10 protein-coding genes are annotated in these 24,035 nt (G+C 46.6%); 8 read left to right on the top strand and 2 right to left on the bottom strand.

The window, feature by feature from the left end:
* Positions 1-161: 161 nt before the first annotated feature.
* The gene (locus QUA88_RS08150; protein ID WP_333271157.1) at positions 162-1,037 is read right to left on the bottom strand and encodes a dihydrofolate reductase family protein; all 876 of its coding nucleotides are present in this window, start codon (positions 1,035-1,037) and stop codon (positions 162-164) included.
* A gap of 218 nt (positions 1,038-1,255) precedes the next feature.
* Here QUA88_RS08150 and QUA88_RS08145 point away from each other — a divergent pair, with 218 nt between their 5' ends.
* The 8 genes from QUA88_RS08145 (at position 1,256) to QUA88_RS08110 (ending at position 18,996) form a co-directional block, all read left to right on the top strand.
* Complete coding sequence (locus QUA88_RS08145) at positions 1,256-3,280, top strand: hypothetical protein (RefSeq protein WP_333053990.1); 2,025 nt, start codon at positions 1,256-1,258, stop codon at positions 3,278-3,280.
* Positions 3,273-4,271 (top strand): hypothetical protein, encoded by a 999-nt coding sequence (locus QUA88_RS08140; protein WP_333053991.1) that lies wholly within the window; start codon positions 3,273-3,275, stop codon positions 4,269-4,271. Before QUA88_RS08145 ends, QUA88_RS08140 begins: the two co-directional genes overlap by 8 nt.
* Positions 4,272-4,282: 11 nt before the next feature.
* Positions 4,283-9,982: a DEAD/DEAH box helicase gene (locus QUA88_RS08135; protein WP_333053992.1), complete on the top strand. Its 5,700-nt coding sequence runs from the start codon at positions 4,283-4,285 to the stop codon at positions 9,980-9,982.
* A gap of 427 nt (positions 9,983-10,409) precedes the next feature.
* Positions 10,410-10,790, top strand: coding sequence for a photosystem I reaction center subunit IV (locus tag QUA88_RS08130; RefSeq protein ID WP_333053993.1), 381 nt, complete (start codon positions 10,410-10,412; stop codon positions 10,788-10,790).
* A gap of 2 nt (positions 10,791-10,792) precedes the next feature.
* On the top strand, positions 10,793-11,686 hold the full coding sequence (locus QUA88_RS08125) for a DNA-formamidopyrimidine glycosylase (RefSeq protein WP_333271152.1): 894 nt from the start codon (positions 10,793-10,795) through the stop codon (positions 11,684-11,686).
* 187 nt (positions 11,687-11,873) lie between these two features.
* Positions 11,874-12,089 (top strand): NAD(P)H-quinone oxidoreductase subunit O, encoded by a 216-nt coding sequence (locus QUA88_RS08120; RefSeq protein WP_333053996.1) that lies wholly within the window; start codon positions 11,874-11,876, stop codon positions 12,087-12,089.
* 122 nt (positions 12,090-12,211) lie between these two features.
* Complete coding sequence (gene mdh, locus QUA88_RS08115; protein WP_333053997.1) at positions 12,212-13,165, top strand: malate dehydrogenase; 954 nt, start codon at positions 12,212-12,214, stop codon at positions 13,163-13,165.
* A 1,271-nt stretch (positions 13,166-14,436) separates the two neighbouring features.
* Positions 14,437-18,996: a PAS domain S-box protein gene (locus tag QUA88_RS08110; RefSeq protein ID WP_333271150.1), complete on the top strand. Its 4,560-nt coding sequence runs from the start codon at positions 14,437-14,439 to the stop codon at positions 18,994-18,996.
* Positions 18,997-19,730: 734 nt separating this feature from the next.
* Here QUA88_RS08110 and QUA88_RS08105 read toward each other — a convergent pair.
* Positions 19,731-23,861 (bottom strand): EAL domain-containing protein, encoded by a 4,131-nt coding sequence (locus tag QUA88_RS08105; protein ID WP_333209419.1) that lies wholly within the window; start codon positions 23,859-23,861, stop codon positions 19,731-19,733.
* Positions 23,862-24,035: the final 174 nt, after the last annotated feature.

Raw genomic sequence — 24,035 nt, 5'->3', positions numbered from 1 at the left:
GGGAGATTTGTGCGTAGAGCGAACTTCATCGAGACTTACGCAGAGATCCCCCTAAATCCCCCTTAAAAAGGGGGACTTTGAGAATACTCTTGTCCCCCCCTTCTTAAGGGGGGTTAGGGGGGATCGAGCTTTGAGACTCTCAATGCGTAAGTCTTGTTCATTTAACTTAATACAACTCCCCTATTTATGGGTATTTTGACTCTGCGATCGATCCGATAATGCAAAAATACCTCTTGTCCCACCTGTTTAACCGCCAAAAGCTCCAATTTCGGAGCTAAATCCGCCAAAAAACCCTTTCCCTCCACAGGTGTCGGTGCATCCGCCCCGCCCAAAATTAACGGACACACCGTCAGCCAAAGTTCGTCTACCAAGCCTGCAGCCAGCACAGACGCTACCAGTTTTCCCCCACCCAGAATCGCCAAGCGTTTGATACCGAAGCTGGCTAGCTGTTGAAACGCATCAATCCAATCAATCTCTTCACCTGCGGTTTTCGCATAGATAATTCGATCGAATTGAGATGTTGCACCATTCTCAATAAGCTTTTTATGAATAGGCAAGATGCCTGTTCCACAAGAAAATTCCTCTGTTGTGGAACGGGCATCTTGCCCGTTCTTGAGAATGGTGCCAGATGTGCGATCGAACTTACTGTCTTTCGTCGGGTACGGAGACGGCAATGGCGTTTCCCTAGTGTCTTGCCCCGTCAGCAGCCACCGAGGCACCGGTTGCTGGAAAAATCGCAAGTTTGGGTCAAATTGGACCGATCGCGAACACACGATTTGCACCGGTTGTGGTGGCTTCCCTTGCAGTTCCCTCTGTTTGACCAATTCCGGCGAAATCACTCTCATCGTCGTCCCATAGGCCTGTAAAGTGCCGTTGCCGAACAAAACGGCGTCGCTTGCTGCTACTTGCTGTTCGAGGTGGGCTTTGTCGTTGGCAGAACCGAATCTCGCGGGCGATCGTACTGCATCGGCAATTTTACCGTCGGCACTGATTGCGAGTATTACTGTTGCTAATGGTCGATCGATTTTATCTGTCATTAATTTATTAAATTTTCGCACGACATCATATTTAACTAAGTAACTTCACGGATATAAACCCTATTATTGTTCGCTATACGGACGCCATCACCAAGTCTTATAATCGATATCGGCTGGCGATTTCGACATAATTAAGTTTCTCTATACTCACCTGCTTAGCAACTAGAGTTATAATACTTAAAATTACCAATTTACGTCAAATTATATAAAACATAAAAATGGATTATTTAACCTGGAATAATTCAATCGCATCTCATTTCTTTAAACCGGAAATGGCGGACAGTACCGTTCACCTGTATGTCACAGAGAAACTAATAACGGATATTGGTCAAGAAAGGGGTGTTGATTTGTCAGATTTTATTGCAGCTATCAAAACGGGGCCTCCTGGGGTGACAAGGCAGGGTTTGTGCGTGAAAGCCTTACAAAGCCGGGATAATTGGCAGCAGCGAGAATTAGACTATCCGCCTTATATCGCTTATTTAGCGCTCTTTGTCTTAGCAGCCGGTATTGAAGGAACTTTTGCCGCCCATTCTTACTATCCGCGCTTGCGAACATTACTAGGCGAAGAACCTACCACAGGGCAGTATCCTTCATTTAACCGGATGTCGGAACTCTGGGAAGATTTAGAAAAATGGTCTAATCAAGATAAATCTGGCGAATTGGGTATCTTCAACAGCACCAGCATTGGCAAGAGAAATCACATTGGATTGCCGCTTGCACAAACTCTTCTGACTGAGGAAGAACGGCGCGCACTCCCGGCTATTTTTGCCGCTGCTGACTTAGATCCTATTTCATATCCCGCTGAGGGGGCGATCGCACTTTTGTTAGTCAAGCACGGGCGCAAACAACTGCGAGAACGGACTTTAAGCTTATTAAAAGAAACCAGAGACAGCGACGAACTTCGCCAAGCATTGCTCGAATGGATTATTGATGAATTGCGCGATTGGGATGGAACTGCTGAAGATTCAGGTAAGACGCAGATTTACGGAATCTTGAGATTGTGCTGCAAACTCGATTCAATTGCCAAACGCGCTAGCCTAAGCTTGCGTTGCAGTACCAAACACGAATTTCCTGAAGAGGATTTGCTGTTATTTTTAGAAGACAATTCTCAAGCTTTTTCCTGTTACGAAGATAGTGGGGGTTTGTCTTCACCTCTAATATGTGAGTCAGACGGAAAACCGCTGGTTGGTTGTGAGTTTGATTGGTTGAAAGGTTTGCAAGTGCGATCGGCTGACTCTAAATGGTGTTTTAAGCTGCCAGCATCGCCCATTCGAGTATTCGTTAATGGAGACAGTCAGGGATTGCCAGGTATTGTGGAAGTGCGGCAGTTGCCCACTCAAAAGCCATTTTATTTAGCTGCTCATCAAGAGTGTTTGGAATTGCTGACAAGATGGGGAGAATCGAGCTGTCAAGGCTTTGAAAAATTGCAAATAATAGATGGTTTGCCCAGTGGGTGGCACTTTTTCAAAGCGCAGGCTGCTTGCAGTGACGAGCTGATTAAACAAAAATACCCAATCTTAGCTTTACCGACTAATGTACGGCTAGAGTTAGCTGGGGGAATCCGCCTGGAAAGAGGCAATAAATTCTTTAAGTTTGCCCCGCCGAAATTGGTTCTGCAAGGTGCCAATGAATCAATAAAAGTATTTGGCAATAATAAGCTGTTAGATTGCACGGAAGCAGCAGGTATTTATGAACTGCCAGCCGATACAGCGGAAACGAAGTTGCTAATTGAAGCACGCAGTGGAGATGATATTATCAAACGCTGTTCTCTGTTATTGGTAGAAAACTATTCTTTGCCATCCCAAAGCAACGCGCCACAGTTCGATCGCTTCGGGAAGATCCACACCGGGGAAAATGAGAGCGCGGGCGTTTCTGGTGCATGGGTGCAGGGCGTTGATTTCCCAGACTTTAACTTTAACACTTTTTTACCAATACAAGGAAAGCAGCGGATTTTCTATGTAGGTAAAGAACCAGGGCAAATAGCAATCTGCCCTGCGGAATCACTACCTACAGATTGGGAGCCTGTTTGGGCGATTTCCAAAGGTCGCCATCGCGGTCAAGCAATGTTTTGTGGCACCAATTTGGCAGAGTCACAACCGTCGATGTCAAAGTGCAAAGACCGCAAGAAGATGCGGGCTTGGAAAGAAATATTGTGGCACGATCGCAAGATAATTTCCCCGCCAGATCGATCCAACTTGAAACCATTGTGGAAACAGTTTCAGAAGGAGGCAGAACGTGTCTGAAACTAGCGAAAAGCTGCTCTACGTTATTTCTGCAAAAAAGGAAGTTGCTTGGCTATCCTTTAAGGAAACCTTTGATTATTTGTATAATCTTGAGACGGGTGTGATGGAGGAAAATACCGGAATTAAGAATAAAAGACTTCAAACAATTCGCGCCCTCGATTCCCTAGGTCATTGCGACTTTAATTTTAGCGATCGCAGCAAGAGTAAGGTTTATGCTGCTCCCCCTGTATTGGTGCGGTTGCCTTGTGCTGGCTTTCCTCAAGCAATTTTAGCAGGAGCACGATCGCCTGCTACGATCGCACAATTATCAGAGGCTTGTCAGTCGGTGGGACATCACATTAACCTGGAAGTCACAGAACAATCCAATGAATTAGGGTTGATACCGAAGCGAGTCGCCGTGCAAGCGGAGGATGTAGGAGAATTGAGGGCGATCGGCAATTTGCTTAAAATACCTTTTATCGAAACGCCTTCAGCCTGGTCTTTGCTGCATTTTGCCGCTTGTATTTACGATTACTTAGCTACCATCGAATGGTCTAAAGAACCAGAACTAAACTGGCAAAGCAAAACCTTTGACCCGATTTCTTTACAATTTCAATCCATAAAAGAAACCGATGGCGCCATTCGCCTTAGTGAATACAGTCACCCATCCCGAAACACCAAAGTTTATTATCTGTGGCAAGATGGAATGTGTGCGGAAATAGACCTCGATTGGGGGAGGTACGCTGTTCTAAAAGCACTGCGGCGGAATGTTCTTATCTACGACAAACGCACATTCCATATGGCAGTACCCGCCAGCGCTAAGCTGCCACGACTTCTAGAAAGATCCTTAACTCTTTGTTCTGGTTATGCAGCAAAATATGAAAAAATGCCGCGTGTTCGGCCGCAAATTCAGGGATTCAATTTATTCTCCGCTATTCCCCCTCAAATAGCAGAAAGGATCGCAACTAAATTAGGGCAGACACTGTTGCAGCAATCTTTAGATATAACATAGTGAGGTAACTTATGCACAATCCAATTAACGCATTTAACACAATTCGCGACAACTTTCTACTTTATGTAAAAACCGCTTTCGGAACTCAATTTCCCGAAATTGAACGAGAACGGGAAAGACTGCTGCGCCAACCCGGTGCATTCCATCAAGAACCATGGATTGAACCGATGCCAAGCTATCAAAAATCAGGTAAAACCATCAATGATTTAGATATTTCAAATGTACCGGGATTAGATCAAACTGCCCTTCAAGACTTTAAACAACTTGCCGAGTGCGAACTTGTAGGCAATTACGAACTCTACGAGCACCAAATCGAAATGCTACGGCAAGCATTAGCAGGTAACAATGCTGTAGTAACTGCCGGTACAGGTTCGGGAAAAACCGAATCTTTTCTGTTACCTTTGTTTGCTTACCTCGCGCAAGAATCAATAAATTGGAAGCCGCCTAAAGCCGAACCAGAACACCTTAACGATTGGTGGAAAAATGAACAATGGCAGAACCAATGCAATCCGTTAGTAAATAAAAAACGCAGCTTTAAGAAATCTTATCGGGTTCCTCAGAGAAGTCACGAACAGCGGGATGCAGCAGTTCGCGCCTTGATTTTATATCCCATGAATGCTTTAGTTGAAGACCAGCTTACCAGGCTGCGCCGCGCTTTAGATTCTCAAGCAGCGCGAGATTGGTTTCAAGATAATAGAAAAGGCAATCGAGTCTATTTTGGCAGGTACAACGGCGTTACTCCCGTACCGGGGCATGAATACAAAGAAAATCGTAAACCTAATGGAAAAAAAATAGAAGAACTTCTGGAAGCAATGCAGCAGATGCAGTTATCAGCCGATCGCGCTAGCGAACACGCCGATCGCACTGGCGATCGAGATGTGAGGTTCTTTTTCCCGCGCTTAGATGGGGCAGAAATGCGCTGCCGCTGGGATATGAAAGATGCCCCGCCAGATATCTTAATCACCAACTATTCTATGCTCAGTATCATGCTGATGCGCGATCTCGAACGAGATATTTTTGAAAAAACAAAGGAATGGTTAAACAAAGATGGCAGCGTCTTTCATTTAATTGTTGACGAATTGCACTTATATCGCGGTACTTCTGGGACAGAAGTTGCTTATTTGCTGCGACTTTTGCTGCAACGTTTGGGGCTGCATCCCGGTCATCCAAAATTGCGGGTTCTTGCTTCTAGTGCATCTTTAGAACCAGACGATCCAAAAAGCTTAGAATTTTTGAATCAATTCTTTGGTTCTCAATGGAATTCCCAACAGATTATACCGGGTCATTTAGAACAAATTCCACCAATTGAAGGTCAAGAGTTTCTGGAGAGCGAACCGTTTATCGCTTTGGCAGCAGCACCAGAAATCAACAATGCAGAAACGTTGCAGTCAGCGGCTGCATACAGTGCTTGCCGTCAAATTGTGGAATCTGAAACCGCGCAAGTTGGTGCTAGAATGGTCAATGCTTGTAAAGTTGACGGCAAAATTCGCGCCGTAGCGATCGCTAATTTTGCTAAACAGATTTTCGGCAATGACTTACCCGATGAAAACCTCGAACTCGCAGTAACAGGACTTCTAGCGGCTCGCGGTTTATCGAACCAAACATCTTTGCCATCTTTCCGGCTGCACTGGTTTTTCAGGAATATTGAGGGGCTGTGGGCTTGCACTAAACCGAATCACGGGTGCGAAGAAAATGAAATCAGCAAAAATCGATTGGTTGGCAAACTATTTGTCGAAAATCCTCCCATACTTTACGACGAATACCGAGTTTTAGAACTGCTTTATTGCGAACAGTGCAGAACTGTATTTCTTGGGGGAAACAGGCTGACAAGACAGGATAATGACGGAGACGGATGGGAACTTTTGCCTACAGAACCAGATATTGAAGGGATACCCGACCGCAAGACAGCCATAGCTTTGGATCGCCGCAAGTATTCTGAATTTGCCGTGTTTTGGCCTTTTAGAAATATTAATGAAGATGTTTGCAAAGGTTGGAAGCAGCCATCGAGACAAGGTGAAGGCGGCGAGAAAGCCTCCTGGGATAAAGCATCGTTAGATACCCGCAGCGGTCGTGTTATTCTAGGAGATCCAGATTCCCCGGACGAACAGTGGGTGAAAGGCTATCTGTTTCACTTGCGATCGCTCTCTGTAGAGAAGCAAGAATTTATTGGAGCATTACCCTCCATTTGTCCCTGCTGTGCTGCTAACTACAGCCATCCTAAGAAAAAAAATAAATCGCCTGTTCGTTGGTTCCGCACAGGTTTTTCTAAGGTGAGTCAATTACTTTCCAAAGAACTGTTTTATCAGTTACCGGAAGATGCAGAATCCCGCAAATTAGTTGTGTTTTCTGACAGCCGCGAAGATGCCGCTTCAATATCCAACGGCATTGAGCGATCGCACTACGACGACTTGGTACGAGAAGCACTTTTTGATGAACTCGGACAGTTGGCTGTAGGCGAATTACGTTTATTAGAAGATATTCAACAATATGGTCAGCCTACTCGTCCTGAAGCCCAGTTATTTGCTCAACGCAACCCCAATATTGTCAGCGAGTTACAGGAAAAGCTTGAATCAGCTAACTTGACCTGGCAACCAGAACTTTCTCCTGTAGCAGTAAAAATTTTGCAGAAAGATCGAGATAATGCTCAGAAGCTACTCAACGAAATTCAGCAAAGAGGCAATACCCGCACAGTTCCTCTCAGAGCACTATTTGAAGGCATTGAGAATTCCCAAGACCCGGGACTCCTGATCCAGCGATTAGTAAACTTAGGCGTTAACCCTGCAGGTAACGATGTTCTTTACCAAGAATTTTCCTATGATGGAAAGTACCATCATTGGACAAAAATATTTGACTTTGCAACCGCCGGGTGGAAACTAGACTTGCCTCCTGAAGCAGAAACAAGGCGAGACAGCACACTTCGAGAAAAAGTTAAATCTGAGGTCTGCGACACACTTTTTAGTCGCCTGTACTTTGGGATTGAAGCATCTGGATTGGGTTATATTCGCCTGAATTTACTCCCAAATCAATTAGAACAGCTAGCCATTCAATGCGGAGTTTCAAGCTCAGTATTTGAGAGTATTTGCGATGGCGTATTGCGAATTTTAGGTGAATTGTACAGATATCCAAGAAAACCTCAAGATTATCCGCTGGATGACTGGAAAGACTGGGGTGATGCGCGCTCCAACTTCCGGAATTATATTAAAGAGTGTGCAAAAGCTTGCGGAATTTCCGAACAGGAATTGAAGCCCGCATTGAAATCTGCTATTTGCGAATACGGTCAACACCACCACTTTAAACTTAATCCCCGGTATTTATCTGTACGAGTTGCTGTGTCCGATGACCCCGTGTGGCAGTGCGAGTCTTGCCAGCGCCATCACCTGCACCGCGCCGGAGGTGTTTGTACTAATTGTTTGGCACATTTACCAGCGAAATCTAATAGAAAATGCGGGGATTTGTACGATCGCAATTATTTCGCCACCCAAGCTGTAAATAAGCGTCAACCGTTGCGGTTGCACTGCGAAGAGTTGACCGGGCAAACCGACGATCAGGCCGAAAGACAGCGGCATTTCCGCAACATCATCGTGAATTTTGGCGAACAAGACAGAGATTTTATCCCAGTAGTAGATACCATCGATATCTTGAGCGTCACAACCACAATGGAAGTGGGAATTGATATTGGCAGTTTAATGGCTGTTGTGATGGCAAATATGCCGCCGATGCGCTTTAATTACCAGCAGCGTGCGGGTCGCGGAGGGCGCCGGGGTCAGGCTTTTGCTATTGTACTTACTCTCTGTCGCGGTCGATCGCACGATGAGTTTTATTACCGGCATCCTGAAAAAATTACGGGCGATCCGCCGCCGGTTCCTTTTCTTGCTATGTCACAGGTTGAGATGGCCCAGCGCCTCCTCACCAAAGAATGTTTGAGACTAGCATTTATTGCTGCTGGTGTCAACTGCTGGGAGGTGGAAAAAAAGCCGGACAGTCACGGTGAATTTGGCACAGTTCAAAATTGGAAGGAAACGGAAGAACGGCGCGAACAAGTTCGGCGCTGGTTGGGAACTTCTTGTGAAGTAACTGAGGTAATAAATTCTCTGCTAGTCGGCGTTGAAGGTATCGAGCGCGATAACTTAGAAAACTATGCACGTCAGCAGTTGTTTGATAAAATTAATGAGTGCGCCAATAACTTAGAATTGACTGGTGATGGATTGGCAGAACGCCTCGCTGAGGGCGGGATTTTGCCGATGTACGGGATGCCTTCAAGAGTGCGCGATTTGTACCATCACGAACCGTCTAGAAAACAGAAAGTTTCTACTATCGATCGAGATTTAGATTTAGCAGTCGCGGAATTTGCACCAGGTTCCGAAAAAACTAAAGACAAGCGAATTTATACCGCGATCGGGTTTACAGCACCGTTAATTTCAGACGGTAAACACGGGTTAGTTCCTGCGGGCGAACCTGTGAGCGATCGCAAATGGATGTTGAGGTGTCAGCGCTGCCAACATACGGCAACCTCTAATACAATATTTGAAGATATAATCTGTCCGAAATGCGAGGCAACTGAGGAACATGGATTTCGAGTTTTTCAGTGGGCTGTCCCTTTAGCTTTCCGTACCAGCATCAATCCTGGAGCTGACGCTAAAGAGGAATACGATGCGTTAATTACAGGTGCAGGCAGCGTCGCCGAGGCCCAACCTCAAGATTTTAACTTAGTAAATAACACGAATACTCAGATAGCTTTCTCTAAGTCCGGCCGCGTTTTCCGCGTCAATGACAATAGAGGACAGCTATTTAAGGGAGCAATAGGAACTGCCACATTTGGACGCGGTGACAAACTATTACCCGATCAGTGGATTGATGAGCGATTCCAGAATAAGCCTGACGGGGTGAGGTTTAAACCCCAGGGCGAGTCAGAGGCGATCGCTATAATTGCCCCAAAAACTACTGGCGTACTGCGAATTAAGCCCGTTACTGTACCTGATGGATTGTGCCTCGATCCTATTGCACCCGGTTCTGCTGTCAAAGCTGCTTTCTACTCAGCCGCTTTCACGGTTCGTGCTGTAGCAGCACAGGAGTTAGACATCGATCCGGAAGAATTAGACATCAGCGGTTTGCGACAGGTTGAATTAGAGGATAAAAAAGTAGGAGAAATTGTAATTAGCGATCGCCTTGCTAACGGTTCTGGCTTCACCTATTGGCTAGCTAATCACTGGGAAGACATCCTTTTAGACAAAATTCTGAATTCTCAAAATAGCTTTGCTGAGGCAATTATGTCACCACAACACCGCCAAAAATGCGACTCTTCTTGTTACGATTGCTTGCAGCAGTACCGCAATATGAACTATCACGGTCTGCTGGATTGGCGTTTGGGACTTTCCTTGCTGAGGGCATTGGCTAGCAGCAATTTTCAATGCGGACTCGATGGGGATTTTTCTACTCCTGACTTAGAAAATTGGCTGCTGAATGCAACTGCTTTGCGCGATATATTTTGTGCTTCGTTTAGTTGTTCCGGGGAACAGTTCGGCGCTTTACCGGGTTTTGCAGTGGGAGATAAAAGCGTTATTATCGTTCATCCTTTGTGGGACGTAGATAACCCTCAAGGCTTATTGCATGAAGCGATTGCTACAGTAGAAGCGCCCGATCGAGTTCGATACCTAGATACCTTCAATCTCCTGCGCCGTCCGAGTTGGTGCTATCAATCGCTAGATGATTAGATGCAGGATTCAAACATTAACACACTAGATGGTGGATAACTTGACTGAATGAGGATTTACGCAACCTTCTCGTGCAGAGCCGTGGCAATTCCCAGAGCGCTTGGGGCTACGCGGCCTGCTGGGGGATTGCCACGGCTCTGCCTAAATCCTATTAATGCACTATGTAGGCGCTCCGGCCTGCTCTCCTATTTGTAAAGTTTTTTATAGATCCGATCGCACAGCTTGTATTTAACGGATAATGTCTGTTTATTTATTTTTGTCCCCCAGCGATCGCCCTAGCAAAGTATTTACTTTTCTTTACAAAAAGCAGATCAAAAAACGGCGCGACAGGTAAAAATTTCCTTGCAGACTTCAAATGCGTCGCGCGATCGACTAGAGTAAAAAAAATGGCTTTATCCGTTTATTCATCGCAAAGGAAACAAAGCTCATGGTTCAACGCGGTTCTACAGTTCGGATTCTCCGCAAAGAATCCTTCTGGTATCAAGAAGTGGGCACCGTTGCTACGGTAGACCAAAGCGGCATTAAATACCCAGTTATCGTTCGCTTTAACAGCGTAAATTATGCAGGCGTCAACACCAACAACTTCGCCCAAAGCGAATTAGTGGAAGTGTCAGCACCCAAAGCAAAAGCGAAAACAGGGACTCCAGTAGCTTCCGGCGGCAAACAAACCACGCTGGACGAGAAAACCCGGAAAACCGGCAGCGGAGGAGCCCCCCAGCAGCCGAAAACTTCGACCGACAGCAAACCGGGCGCCGAAGTGACCGGCAGCGTCGAAGGTTCGCCAAATCAAGGAACAGAACAACGCTAATTGTGCCAGAACTGCCAGAAGTTGAAACTATTTGCCGGGGTTTGAATCAAGCAACCCTCGATCGAGAAATTTTGGACGGGGACGTGTTGCTAAACAGCACGATCGCCCGCTCAATCTCTGCGACCGATTTTTTGACGAAACTCAAAGGAAAGTCGATCGCCCGCTGGTACAGACGCGGCAAATACCTCCTGGCAGAACTATCTCAATGTAGGGGCGGTGCCCCCGTGCCCGCCCTCCCCGCGCCCGCCTTCTTCCCTCCTTCAAAAGCCGGCTGGCTGGGCGTTCACCTGCGGATGACAGGACAACTGCTGTGGGTGAACCGATCCGAGCCCCTGCAAAAACACGCGCGAGTCCGGCTGTTTTTTGAGGGAAACCAAGAATTGCGCTTTGTAGACCAGCGCACCTTCGGGCAAATGTGGTACGTGCCCGCAGAAACCGAGGTTTCGGGCACAGTCATCGGTCTGAAACTCTTAGGCCCCGAACCGTTTTCCGACGAATTTACAACAGAATATTTGGCCCGCAAGCTGCACCGGCGGGCGCGACCCATTAAAACAGCTTTGCTAGACCAGTCACTGATAGCTGGTTTGGGCAATATTTACGCAGACGAAACTTTGTTTTTGTCGGGAGTGATGCCCACAACTCTGTGCGCGGATTTGACCGCAGAGCAAATTGGGCGCATCCATACCGCTATTATTCAAGTTTTACAGAAGGCGATCGCATCCGGCGGCACCACTTTTAGCAATTTTCTCAACGTCCAAGGTGTCAACGGCAACTACGGCGGCGTCGCTTGGGTGTACAATCGCGCCGGCCAACCCTGCCGCACTTGCTCCACAACCATCCAACGTATAAAATTAGCAGGGCGATCGACTCATTTTTGCCCCCTTTGTCAGACATAGGAAGCAGTCAAGGGATTTTAGGCTTGAGATTTTAGATTTTAGATATACCCCACGAATCGGACTCCTTTATTCCTTAGTCAGCTTGGAGTGACTTCGTTTGTTTAGTAGCGATTTCAATCGCCGAGTGACTTTGCAGCCAAATCTAGATTAAAATTTGTATAGTTTTTTAAACTAAACCAAGCAAGTTATGGCAATCAAGAAAGGCAGCATAGTTCGCGCTGTACGCGAAAAATTGGAAAACAGTCTAGAAGCCAAAGCCAGCGACCAGCGCTTTTCCTCCTATATATTTGAAACAAAGGGCGAAGTGATGGATGTTCGCGGCGACTATGCCTTCGTCAAATTTGGCAAAGTTCCCACCCCGAATATTTGGCTGCGGGTAGACCAACTCGAAGATTTTCAGTAACTCACCAAAACTAAACACACTGTTCTTAATGTAGCGAAGGGTGCACACCGCGCACCTTTCCCCAATTAAGCTGATTGCTAAAATCTAAAATCTAAAATCTAAAATCTAAAACCTAAAACCCAATGAATTCTCCATCAAACCGCGTATCAATTATTGGTGCAGGCAAAGTCGGCAGTACCTTAGCCCAGCGAATTGCTGAGAAAAATCTGGCAGATGTAGTATTGTTAGATATTGTGGAGGGTTGGCCACAGGGCGTTGCTTTGGATTTGATGGAAGCTAGGGGAGTGGAACGTCACGATCGCCAAATTGTCGGTACAAATGATTATACAGATACGGCCAACTCAAATATCATAGTAATTGCAGCCGGAGTGCCGCGCAAACCCGGTATCAATCGCGAAGATTTAATTAAAATCAATGCTCGAATTGTCACCGAAGCCACAAAACAAGCGATCGAGCATTCTCCCGAAGCAATCTTAATCACAGTCACAAATCCCCTAGATATCATGACTTATTTAGCTTGGGAAGCGGCAGATTTGCCCAAACACCGAGTCATGGGGATGGGGGGAGTTCTCGACTCCGCCCGCTTTCAAACTTTTATTGCAATGGAATTGGGCGTTTCAAATGCTCAAGTCAATGCAACTGTCATCGGTTCTCATGGCGATTTGATGGTTCCTTTGCCCCGCTATTCCACTGTCAACGGTATTCCCATCAATCAACTTATGGATGCTGCGACTATTGATCGACTCGTACAGCGGACTCGCCACGGTGGCGCAGAAATTGTAAAATTGATGAAGACTGGTAGTGCTTATTTTGCACCCGCATCTTCTGTCTGTTTGATGGTAGAATCTATTTTATTTAATCAGTCGCGACTCTTGCCTTGCTGCGTTTATTTGCACGGCGAATACGGCGTGCAAGATATCTTTTTAGGAGTGCCCTGCCGCTTGGGATATCAGGGAGTTGAACAAATAGTGGAACTCGAACTCAGCGATACCGAAAGAGCAGCCTTTATCGAGTCGGGGAAATTGGTTGCCCAAAATATTGAGGAAGCCAGGGCTATACTGAAAACGGCTTCTTAAGCTTGTAGGAGTTCGTTGAGAAAAGCAGCCTGCTCGTCGCTTCAATATAATAACTTATACTGAGTATGATAGTGCGATCGCTCTGTCGGAAGTTGGGTTCTCGGATTTCAACAGTCCTTTGATAAATATTATCGATCATCTTTGTTAGGCTGTATTGCACCAGCTACAAAATGGCAGCAAGGAACCGATTGATAAATATAATACTAATTATCAAAAATCATGCAACAGTAGCGCTCCGGGTGCGTCGCCCTAGAAAAGTTATCAAAAAAAGCGACTCTCTCACAGATCCGCACCGGTGCATAAGCTGTTGCGCGTTTAAATTGCATATTCGGGACGGGCTCGCGTGCCCATCCCACAATAATTTGAGTTATTTTTGACACACAATTTAAATGGAGAACAGCTTACAGTGTTTCAGGAAACACACCAAAAACTCATAACTGTTGCAAGATTTTGGATAATTGGTATAAAATTTACTATCAAAAACTTGCTGACAACGCAAAAAACTGGCAAAAGCAGTTGAACTTGGTTTGCGCGACAATACCCTCACAGTTTCTGTAGAAATTCAAGCAAAAATCTGCCATTTTTTAACTGGTTCCCAAGCTCTGCCTGGGAACCGATGTAAGCGAGGCTCTGCCTCGGCCCAGACTATGGAGGCTCTTCCTCCGGATCTGCGTTACCACGCTCTTCCTGGTAACGAGTATAATCATTTAGGATTGCTATAAATCGAGCATTACTTAAAACTCTAGAAAAGGCGATCGCCGAAATTCAAACAAATTTTAAAAGACGTGTTCCCAACAGGATATTCAATCGCCAAAACAAGGAAACCATTAATCGAGTTTGCGGTAATAATAAAAAGGTGACAATAGAAACCGAAGGCGAGCAAAAAAAATGTCAAAATTAGTCAGAGACGCTCCTCCCGATCGCGAAATGGAACCGGGTTTCTTGTTTCCACTTTCGGAGATTCCCTGACTTGATTACGTTAATAAACCGGGTTTATGTGTAAGTTTTGTTAGCATTATTCTCAATAATTGATACTTAATGAAGTAGCAAATTATGCCACTTTTTCAGTAAATATACGGGAGCTAAGATGGTCGATAGACCTCCAAATCTCGAAAAAATACGGAAATGCAGTGTGAGTAGCTGCTAAGTGCTAGCAGAAGGAGGAGAATAGGTTCTTTGCCTTTTTGACTTACCAGACTCAACTTGCAGAGCGCTATTGAGATGCCATCAACCTCGATACCAAACCGCAAAATAACTAAAGAAAAAGCATTATGTTTCATGAATACCTGTATTACGAAGTTTGCAACCTGCGCGAGAAACTAGCTCACCTAGAAAGAGAAACGCAGTCTCAAACCTGGTTCAAAAAGCTGCAAGCGCTGATGGGAGTGATTGGCAAAATTCGTGAATCCCTAGACTTAGAAACAATATTCAAAATCACAGCCACCGAAGTTCGGCAACTCCTAAATGCCGATCGAGTCGCCGTCTACCGATTCTTTCCCGAATCCGAATGGAATGAGGGCGAAGTAGTGTCCGAAGACGTACTGCCCCAATACAGCCCATCTTTGGGAGCAAGAGTCCGCGACTACTGTTTCGGCGAACAATTTGCCGCCAAGTATGCCAAAGGTTACGTTCAAGCTGTCACGGACATCTACAAAGCCCGGTTGAGCCCTTGTCACCTCAAAATCCTCAAGCGATTTCAAATTCGAGCCAACTTAGTCGTACCCCTGCTGCAAGGGAAACATTTGTGGGGATTGCTGTGCATTCACTCCTGCGGCAATCCCCGCGATTGGCAAGAAGACGAAATCGAATTTGCCAGACAAGTAGGCGATCATTTAGCAGTTGCCATCCACCAAGCCGAACTGCACTTACAAACTCAGAGGCAAATAGCACAAATCGAAGCAGCACAGCAGAAACTCCGCGACAGCGAGCAAAAATATCACCAAATTCTCGATTCGATCGCCGATATGGTATTAGTCAAAGGCCCCAAATCCAAAATTGTTTGGGCAAATCAAGCATTCCGCGACTATTACGGCATGACTCAAGAGGAACTTCAAGACATCCTAGACGCACCTTTCGCCGATCCCGACAATACCCTCCAGTACGTCAGAGATGACGCCTTCGTATTTGAAACCGGACAGACTCTGCAAATTTCCGAAGAACCAGTGACGCGCTACGACTCAGAAGTGCGGCTGTTCAGCACCGTCAAAACACCGATCCGCAACGCAGACGGCCAAATCGTCATGACTGTCGGCGTCTCCCGCGACATGACGGAACGCAAACAAGCAGAAGAAGCCGTCAAAGCCAGCGAAAGCAAATACCGCAGCCTGGTAGAAACCTCCCAAGACATGATTTGGTCGGTAGATGCTTCAGGACGCTACACCTTCGTCAACCCAGCAGTTAAGTACATCTACGGTTACGAACCAGAAGAAATGATCGGTAGGCCCTTCTCCGACTTTGTGACACCAGAACAATGCCAGAAAGATTTAGAAGTTTTCGCCCGCCTGTTTGCCGGAGAATCAATTTTCCAGTACGAAACCACCCAAATCGCCAAAGACGGCAGCATGAAACATTTGATGTTTAACGCGATCGCCCTGTACGACGAAACCGGAAACTTCCTCTGCACCACAGGTACAGCCGCCGACATTACCGATCGCAAGCGAGCAGAAGCAGCCTTACAACACGCCAACGCAGAACTAGAGCGCAGAGTAGAAGCGCGCACAGCCGAACTGCGACAGACTTTTGCCGCACTCAGTGCCAGCGAAACCAAGTTTCGGACGATCGCAGCCACCATGCCCGGAGCTCTGTTCCAGTTTTGCAACCGTGACGGAATTTGGCGCATTGACTACATGAGCGATCGCATCTTCGATATCAGTGGCGTTACCGCAGCAGAAATGATGCAAGACATCAATACATTCATTTCCCGCGTCCATCCCGAAGACTTGGAAGGCTACATCGCTTCGGTGAACCAGGCCATAGAAAACCTCTCCCTGTGGCACTACGAAGGGCAGTTAGTCAAGCCCGACGGCGAGATTCGCTGGTGGCAGGGCGACTCCATGCCCACCCGCAGCGAGAACGGCGAAATCGTATTTTGCGGCGTATTGTTCGACATTACCGATCGCAAAGTTGCCGAAACCGCCATCCGCAACAGCCAGCGACAGCTACAAGAAGCCCAGAGACTCGCCCACGTCGGAAATTGGGAACTCGACGCAGCCACCGGAACCATCACTTGGTCGGAAGAACTTTTCCGCATCTTCGGACTCGAACCAGCCCCCATCGCGCCCAACCTAGCCGAACAGGTCGCTCAGATTCATCCAGAAGATTTGGCATTGTGGCAAACTCAAGTGCAGCGGGGACTCGAAGCGGGCATCCCCTTTGATTTTGACTTTCGCCTTTACCGTCCCGACAGCATCTTGCGACACGTGAACGCCGTGGGTCAAGCCGAAACCGATGTCAACGGCAAGGTGGTAAAAATGTTCGGTACGGTGATCGACATTACCGATCGCAAAGCCGCCGAAGCAGCCCTGCGGCAAGCAGCAGTCGAGTTAGAAGACAGAGTGAGCGATCGCACGGCCGAACTTTCCCAAGCAGTCACCCAATTAGAACAAGAAATTGGCGATCGAAAACTTGCAGAAGCAGCGCTGCAAGTTTCCGAGCAAAACCTGCGAACCATATTTAACAATGTCTACGATGCTATCTTCATTCACGATTTAGAAGGAAACATTCTCGATGTCAATAATCGAATGTTAGAAATGTACGGAGTGAGCCCCGAACAAGCAAAAAAATTATCAATTAAAAATGACTATTCAAGCGCCGACAATCCCATTGAACAAATGGAAGAACTTTGGGAAAGAGTATTAGCAGGCGAAACTGGTCGCGTGGAATGGAAAGCGAGGCGTCCCAAGGACGGTTCAACTTTTGATGCAGAAATTGCCCTGTCCAAAATTAATCTCAACGGCAATCTCAGCATCATTGCCAACGTCCGAGATATTAGCGATCGCAAACAGGCAGAAGCAGAACTGCAACACGCTCAAAATTTTATGGAGTCAGTGCTCAAAACCATACCCGTAGGAGTGGTTGCCAAGGATGCCCAAGAACTGCGGTTTGTTCTGTGGAACCCAGTAGCTGAACAGTTACTCGGTTTCAGTGCAGCAGAAGTAATCGGCAAAAATGATTACGACTTTTTCCCAACAGAACAAGCTGATTTTTTCACCGCCAAAGACCGGGAAGTGATCGATAGCGGGCAAATTTTAGAAATCGCCGAAGAAGAAATTGAAACTAGCCAAGGAGAAACGCGGATATTTCATAGCAAGAAAACAGCAATACTCGATGCTGATGGCAAACCGCAATATCTATTAGCTGTCACCGAAGACATTACCGATCGCAAGCGGGGAGAAATTGCCTTAAGGCAATCGTCAGCCAGACTCAGACAGCAAGCCGAGCGAGAAAAACTGCTCAACAACCTCACTACTCAAATCCGCAATTCCCTCGATTTCGACAGCATTATTGCTGTCGCCGTCCAAGAAATTCGGGCTTTCATGCAGATCGATCGTTGCAACTTTAGCTGGTATCGTTGCGACGGAGACGAACCATACTGGGAAATTATTCAAGAATCTCGCACAAGAGAACTTCCAGATTTAATAGGTTGCTATAAAGCTTCTGATTTCGGAACTATAGGAGAACAGATGTTGCGTCTAGAAACGCTGCAAATCGATGATGTCGGAGCGATCGCAGACCCTATTTGGAGAAGCTCTCTTAACTCTCTGGGCTACCAATCTGTCTTGGCAATTCCCATGCAGGCACTTTCGGGAGTAGTGAGCGTTGTTACCTGCGCCCACTCCGCTGCTGTGCGACCCTGGAGTGACGACGAAGTAGAATTATTGCAAGCGGTTACAGTTCAATTGGCGATCGCCCTCAACCAAGCCGATCTTTACGCCCAAACTCGGAATAAAGCTCTCGAATTAGAAAAAACATTGAAGAAATTAACCAGCACTCAATCGCAGTTAATTCAAAATGAAAAAATGTCGAGTCTCGGTCAACTTGTGGCAGGAGTCGCCCACGAAATAAACAACCCAGTTAACTTTATTTACGGCAATCTCAGTCACGCCAACGACTATACCCAAGACTTGCTACACCTGATCGAACTTTACCAAAACCACTATCCCGATCCCGTCCCGGAAATTCAAGAAGAAGTAGACAATATTGAACTCGACTTTCTGATGAAAGACTTGCCAAAGTTGCTTTCTTCAATGAAAGTCGGTGCAGACAGAATTCAACAAATTGTTGCTTCTCTCCGCACATTTTCCCGCATGGACGAAGCGGAAATGAAAGCCGTCAACATCCACGAGGGCATAGATAGCACCCTGATGATTTTGCAGCACCGGCTCAAAGCTAAACACAACCATCCAGAAATTGAGGTAATTAAAGAATACGCTCAACTGCCCTTGGTAGAATGTTATGCCGGACAATTAAATCAAGTATTTATGAACATCTTGAGCAATGCTTTGGATGCTTTAGAAGAACGGGATCTGCGCCGTTCTGCTGAGGAAAAGCGGCAAAAGCCCAGCAACATCCGCATCCGCACTGAACTATCGCCAGCCGGCAAAGTAATCATTCGGATTGCTGACAACGGGCCGGGAATACCGGAGACTGTCGGCACTCGGCTTTTTGACCCGTTTTTTACTACTAAACCTGTGGGTAAAGGCACCGGGATGGGCTTGTCAATTAGCTATCAAATTGTTACAGACAGACACAACGGGTCGCTGAAATGCACTTCTTCGCCGGGCCAGGGTACAGAATTGGCGATCGAGATTCCCCTCAAAGCTAATTGTTAATAGGGAATTGGTAAGTTGTAATTGGCAATTGCGAAAGCGTTACTGTGCGTCATTCGATTTTAGATTTTAGATTTTAGATTTTGGATTGACTTGCGCGAGATAAATGCTCTTTCTTGAGGATTTTCGATTTCCGATGTTGGATTGATTCCACGGATAAACCACGTGGCGGGTACCACATGAAGAAATTCGTGGTCAGTTGGGTAATTTTCAACCATATCAAATCCGGTAGCATCGTCCTGATATAGCAACCGCCAAGACAGTTAGGACGTTGTTAATGGCTGAAACGATTGATTATATTGCTTCTTCCTGCTTCCTTCTGCAATAAAATCCAGTCATATCAAATCCGGTAGCATCGGAATTATTCCTCTCTGTATTCTCTCCCTCTGCGTTCTCTGCGCCCTCTGCGGTTAAATCATTCCGATGCAACCGGAAACGATATCAATACTCAACAATCACGGACGGTACAACCGGAATTGAACTCATTTATCTGCGTGAATATCTGTTAATCTGCCCTCATCTGCGGTTAAAAAAAGAGAATGTATTAACCGCAGATGACAATGGATGGACGCGGATTCACGCAGATGAATAATTCCGATCCTAACAGATTTGATATCATCACCTAAAATCTAATTTTGATGCACCATTTATTCCCTGGTGCATCAGTTTTGAGATTAGGAGTTTGTAGCAAAAATGTCTTCACAGGGTGAGGCACTATTTACCAATCTGTAGCTCAATCAGTCCCTAATTTCTATATTACCGAGATTTATCAGGATTTCGGTCACGGCAGAACTGTCCAAAGGTTTAGAAAACCAATATCCCTGAGCTAATTCGCAGTCTAATTCTCGAAGCTGTGCTAACTGTTCGCCTGTCTCTACACCTTCGGCGATCGCATTCAATCCCAAATTGTGAGCCAAAGTTACGATCGCCCGCACAATCTGCAAAGGCTGACCCCCGTCGTCACCATTTTCGACAGCCCCCAAGCGGCTCACAAAAGATCGATCGATCTTCAGTGTATCCAGCGGAAAACGGTGCAAGTAACTTAAAGACGAATAGCCAGTACCGAAATCGTCTATCGACAATCGAATATTCCTACCTTTTAATTCGGCTAGCACAATATTGGCTTTTTTCACATTTTCTACGATCGCACTTTCAGTAATCTCCAATTTTAAACAGCTCGGATCGCAGCCAGTTTCTGCTAAAATTTCATCGATTTCCTCGATTAAATTCGGCATACCTAACTGTTTAGGAGAGAGATTGACGCTCATTGTTAATTGCGAAGGATCAATAATGGGTAATTTAAAATTCGCAATTGGTAGCTGGGAAGTTGTACTGAACGTAGCCGAAGAGTTGGTAATTGGGAATTGGGAATTGGTAATAGAGGAGTGGAAATCGGTAATCGGGAATTGGTAACTGGGAATTGGTAATTTTTTACCGATTCTTTCTTCCCTGTGACCAATACTGGGGCTACGCTCAGTAAAAGTTCCGTGTTCCTCATGCCCTGTATCTGTTACATCAGTTAAATCCCCTAAATTGCCCGTTGCCCTCTCCTCTGTTGTTACCCTGAGCGAAGTCGAAGCGCCTTCTTCCTTCTGGTTACGCTGAGCGACTTGCCCTGAGTGCAGCCGAAGCGAGTCAAAGGGCCTTGTTCCGACTTCCATTGGACTTCTTCCCTGTTGCTCGGTTAACATTTCTTGCCAAATCCGCAATTGCTGACAAGCTTCCCGCAACACCCAGGCTCCCAGAGGCACGATCAAACCTGTTTCTTCAGCTACAGGGATAAAAGTAGACGGCGGAACTAGACCCCGAACCGGGTGGTGCCAGCGCACCAAGGCCTCAAAACCTTCGAGCGCACCGCTGGCGATCGAAACAATCGGTTGGTAGTGCACAATAAAGTGCGAACATTGATTCTTGCTCTCTCCTAATTCCTCCTTGCCCAAAATAGCCAACCGCAGGTCAGTTTCTAACTGCAACAGCGACATAGTTTGGTCGTGCATCGCCAAATTAAACACTTCGTGGCGGGCCTTACCCAAAGCTTTAGCGCGGTACATAGCGATGTCAGCATCGCGTAGGAATTCTTCCGGGTGAGTGTACGAATTTAATTCGCCACTGGGGGTGGCTTCGCCTCGACTGAAAACAATGCCAATGCTAGCGGTGGTAAATACTTCGTGCCCTTCGAGATGAAACGGCTTCGTCAGTTCTTTTTGTATCTTTTTAGCTGCGAGGGTGGCGTCGCTGAGGCTCTGAATGTGGTCTAGCAGGATCGTGAATTCGTCTCCCCCCAGTCTGGCGACGGTATCCGAAACCCGGACGCAGGTTTGCAGTCGCTGGGCGAGGGCGATTAGCAGTTTGTCTCCTAAAACGTGTCCTAAAGAATCATTAACTACTTTGAAGCGGTCTAAATCTAGGAAAAGTAAACCAAATTTGTAATCGGGGGACTGATTGGATCTGCGGATGGCTTGTCCTAGCCTGTCGATGAACAAAACCCGGTTGGGCAAACCCGTCAGCGCATCGTGAAAAGCGCCGTGCAGCAGTTCCCGTTCTACTCGCTTGCGCTCGGTGACATCTCGGATAATAATCTGGCCGGCCGTCGAGCCTTGATAAATAGCGGGGATACCGGCCATTTCAACGTCTATTATTTGTCCGTCGAGCCGCATTAGTTTTTGTTCGGCAAGGTCGAGTGGCTGATTTTCTGTCTCGACTAGCCGAATGCGCTCTGTGGCTATTTCCACATAGTTTGGATGGACGAAATGCAATATGGGAAAGCCAATCAGCGCTTCGGGAGAACTCGCACCGAGGAGTTTCGCGCCGGCAGCATTGATGTAGGCGATTTTCCCTTGACTGTGAACGGCGATCGCTTCGGGAGATAGTTCTACTAAACGGCGATAGCGTTCTTCACTTTCTTTGAGAGATACTATCAACTCGCATCGCTCTTTTTCAGCTTGCTGGCGTTCGATTTCCATTTGGTGAACCGCCAGAATTTTCCCAATACTTTGAGCCATCAATTCTATAATTTCTATTTCCTCGTACTTGAACTTTCTTTTCTTTATTTCTGGCGAACTAAAACTTAACGTACCGTAAGTTTTATTGTTGACAAATATCGGCGTTCCGATGTAAGATTCTGATTTGCAGCTTAGATAAGCAGGATGTTCGCGCATCTCAATATTTGCTCCTATATGAGAATACGCAACTGTTTTGTTGAGCTTAATTACTGCGGCGCAGTAAGTATCGCTGAGGTTCAATTCTAAGCCTCGCACGAAGTATCCTAAATCAGTTTTCGCTGCCTGGACAATAAAAGTTTCGCTGTCAACTTCAGCCATGATGCCCATAGAAAGTCCAAACATCAAACAGCCGGCTGTTAGATAATCGTCAACCAGTTCTTCAAAGTTTTGATAATGATAAGTTGTAATCCGGTGCAAGTGTTTGAGATTAGCGCTAAAAGCTGCTAAAGCTTGAGATTTTAAAAATAACTCTTCTTCCGAACGCTGGCGGTCGGTAATGTCTGTTTGTACTCCAATAAAGTGGGTTAAGTGTCGCCGCGAGTTGTAAACCGGAGCGATCGACAATTCGTGCCAAAAAGGCGTGCCGTCTTTCCGAAAGTTGCGTAATATAACTTGAGCTTCTCTGCCTTCTTCAATCGCAATTCGCAATTCTTTGGCAGCGGGGCTGTCAGTGTCTGTGCCTTGCAAAAATCGGCAATTTTTGCCCATTAACTCGTCTCTGCTATAACCCGTAATCCGCTCAAAACTGGGATTGACATAAATAATCGGATTATCTGCAACGGTTGCGTCGGTGATTGCAATGCCGTTGCTGCAACTTTCGATCGCCCGTTCCATCATTTGTAAGCGCTCTTGCGATATAATCCGCTCGATCGCCGCAGCTAACACGTTGGCGATCGCTTCTACAAAATAAACGTCATCTTGACTGAAAACCCGCCCTTGGCTGGTATGAACCCCCAAAATGCCCCAGGCCTGCGAGGATGAACTGTCCGCTGGTTCTACTTGTCCCCAGTTCCTCCCCAGTCCCCGATTGCCGGGAATGATCACAGTAACGCCGCTGACAGCCCGGTGGTTGTGCAGTAGCGGCAACTCGCTAAAGCGCGTTTCCACCCGCAAATCTTCGACGATCGTCGGTTCGCCCACTAGCAATGTGTAACCTGCTTGGGATCGAGCAGAAGCGGCAACAGTAGCGCTGCCGACGAGGCCCGGCTGCCAGCCAACCCCCGCTCGCAGCATAAAAGCATGACCAGAGGGCAACAGTTCTAACACCTGGCAATAATCAACGTCCAGGGTTTGAGCAATTAAAACCGCAGCTTTGTCCATCAGTGCGGACAAATCAGTTTCGGCCAGGGCCTGCTGCCCCAAGTAAGCGACGGCCGCTTGCTGGCGGGCTCGCGAGTGGATTGACGTGAGCAATTCCTGCTCCTTGGCGGCCGCTCGCTTCCGATCCGTAATGTCGGTGAACACCGACAGAACAGCTTTCCCCGACACCAATGTCAGATACCGCATCGATACACTTGCCCAAAACAGCGTGCCGTCAGCTTTTTTAAACCGGATTTCTGTCTCGCGGACGTGTCCGTTGCGGGCGAGCCGCAACAGCAATTCCTGGCGCTCTGCTGGTTTGTGGTAGAGCGTTTCGGCTTTTTGGCGGTCGATCGACTTAAATCCTGTGAACCCGAAAGCCTGACGACATAAATCGTTACTATAAATAATTGTGCCGTCCCCCAGACTGCTCACGATCAGGGGTATTGGCATCGAGTTGGCGATCGTCAGCAGTAATTCTTTGGCTCCTTGCAGCTCTTTGTACAAGTCTGGCTTGGAGGCCCAGCCGTGACAGTCTTCAGACTTTTCAGGGATAAAACTTTCCATTGTTTAATCGATCCATTAGCAGGACAACTTTTTTAAACTTGTGGTCAATCAATACTGCGGACTGTTTTTAATTAGCATTCGTAGAATAAAAGTTTCAAGGCGATTCGCCAATGGAGCTACCAACGGAAAATCAAGGGTTTCACACTACGAACTACAAACAGTCCAGACTATTGG

Source organism: Microcoleus sp. D3_18_C2 (genome assembly GCF_036702395.1).
Taxonomy (GTDB): Bacteria; Cyanobacteriota; Cyanobacteriia; order Cyanobacteriales; family Microcoleaceae; genus Microcoleus.
This window is presented reverse-complemented; position numbering and strand designations above follow the sequence as displayed.

Coding starts and splice junctions, on each gene's coding strand:
- QUA88_RS08150 (WP_333271157.1), bottom strand. CDS start 1,037: ATGACAGATAAAATCGATCGACCATTAGCAACAGTAATACTCGCAATC.
- QUA88_RS08145 (WP_333053990.1), top strand. CDS start 1,256: ATGGATTATTTAACCTGGAATAATTCAATCGCATCTCATTTCTTTAAA.
- QUA88_RS08135 (WP_333053992.1), top strand. CDS start 4,283: ATGCACAATCCAATTAACGCATTTAACACAATTCGCGACAACTTTCTA.
- QUA88_RS08130 (WP_333053993.1), top strand. CDS start 10,410: ATGGTTCAACGCGGTTCTACAGTTCGGATTCTCCGCAAAGAATCCTTC.
- QUA88_RS08120 (WP_333053996.1), top strand. CDS start 11,874: ATGGCAATCAAGAAAGGCAGCATAGTTCGCGCTGTACGCGAAAAATTG.
- mdh (WP_333053997.1), top strand. CDS start 12,212: ATGAATTCTCCATCAAACCGCGTATCAATTATTGGTGCAGGCAAAGTC.
- QUA88_RS08110 (WP_333271150.1), top strand. CDS start 14,437: ATGTTTCATGAATACCTGTATTACGAAGTTTGCAACCTGCGCGAGAAA.
- QUA88_RS08105 (WP_333209419.1), bottom strand. CDS start 23,861: ATGGAAAGTTTTATCCCTGAAAAGTCTGAAGACTGTCACGGCTGGGCC.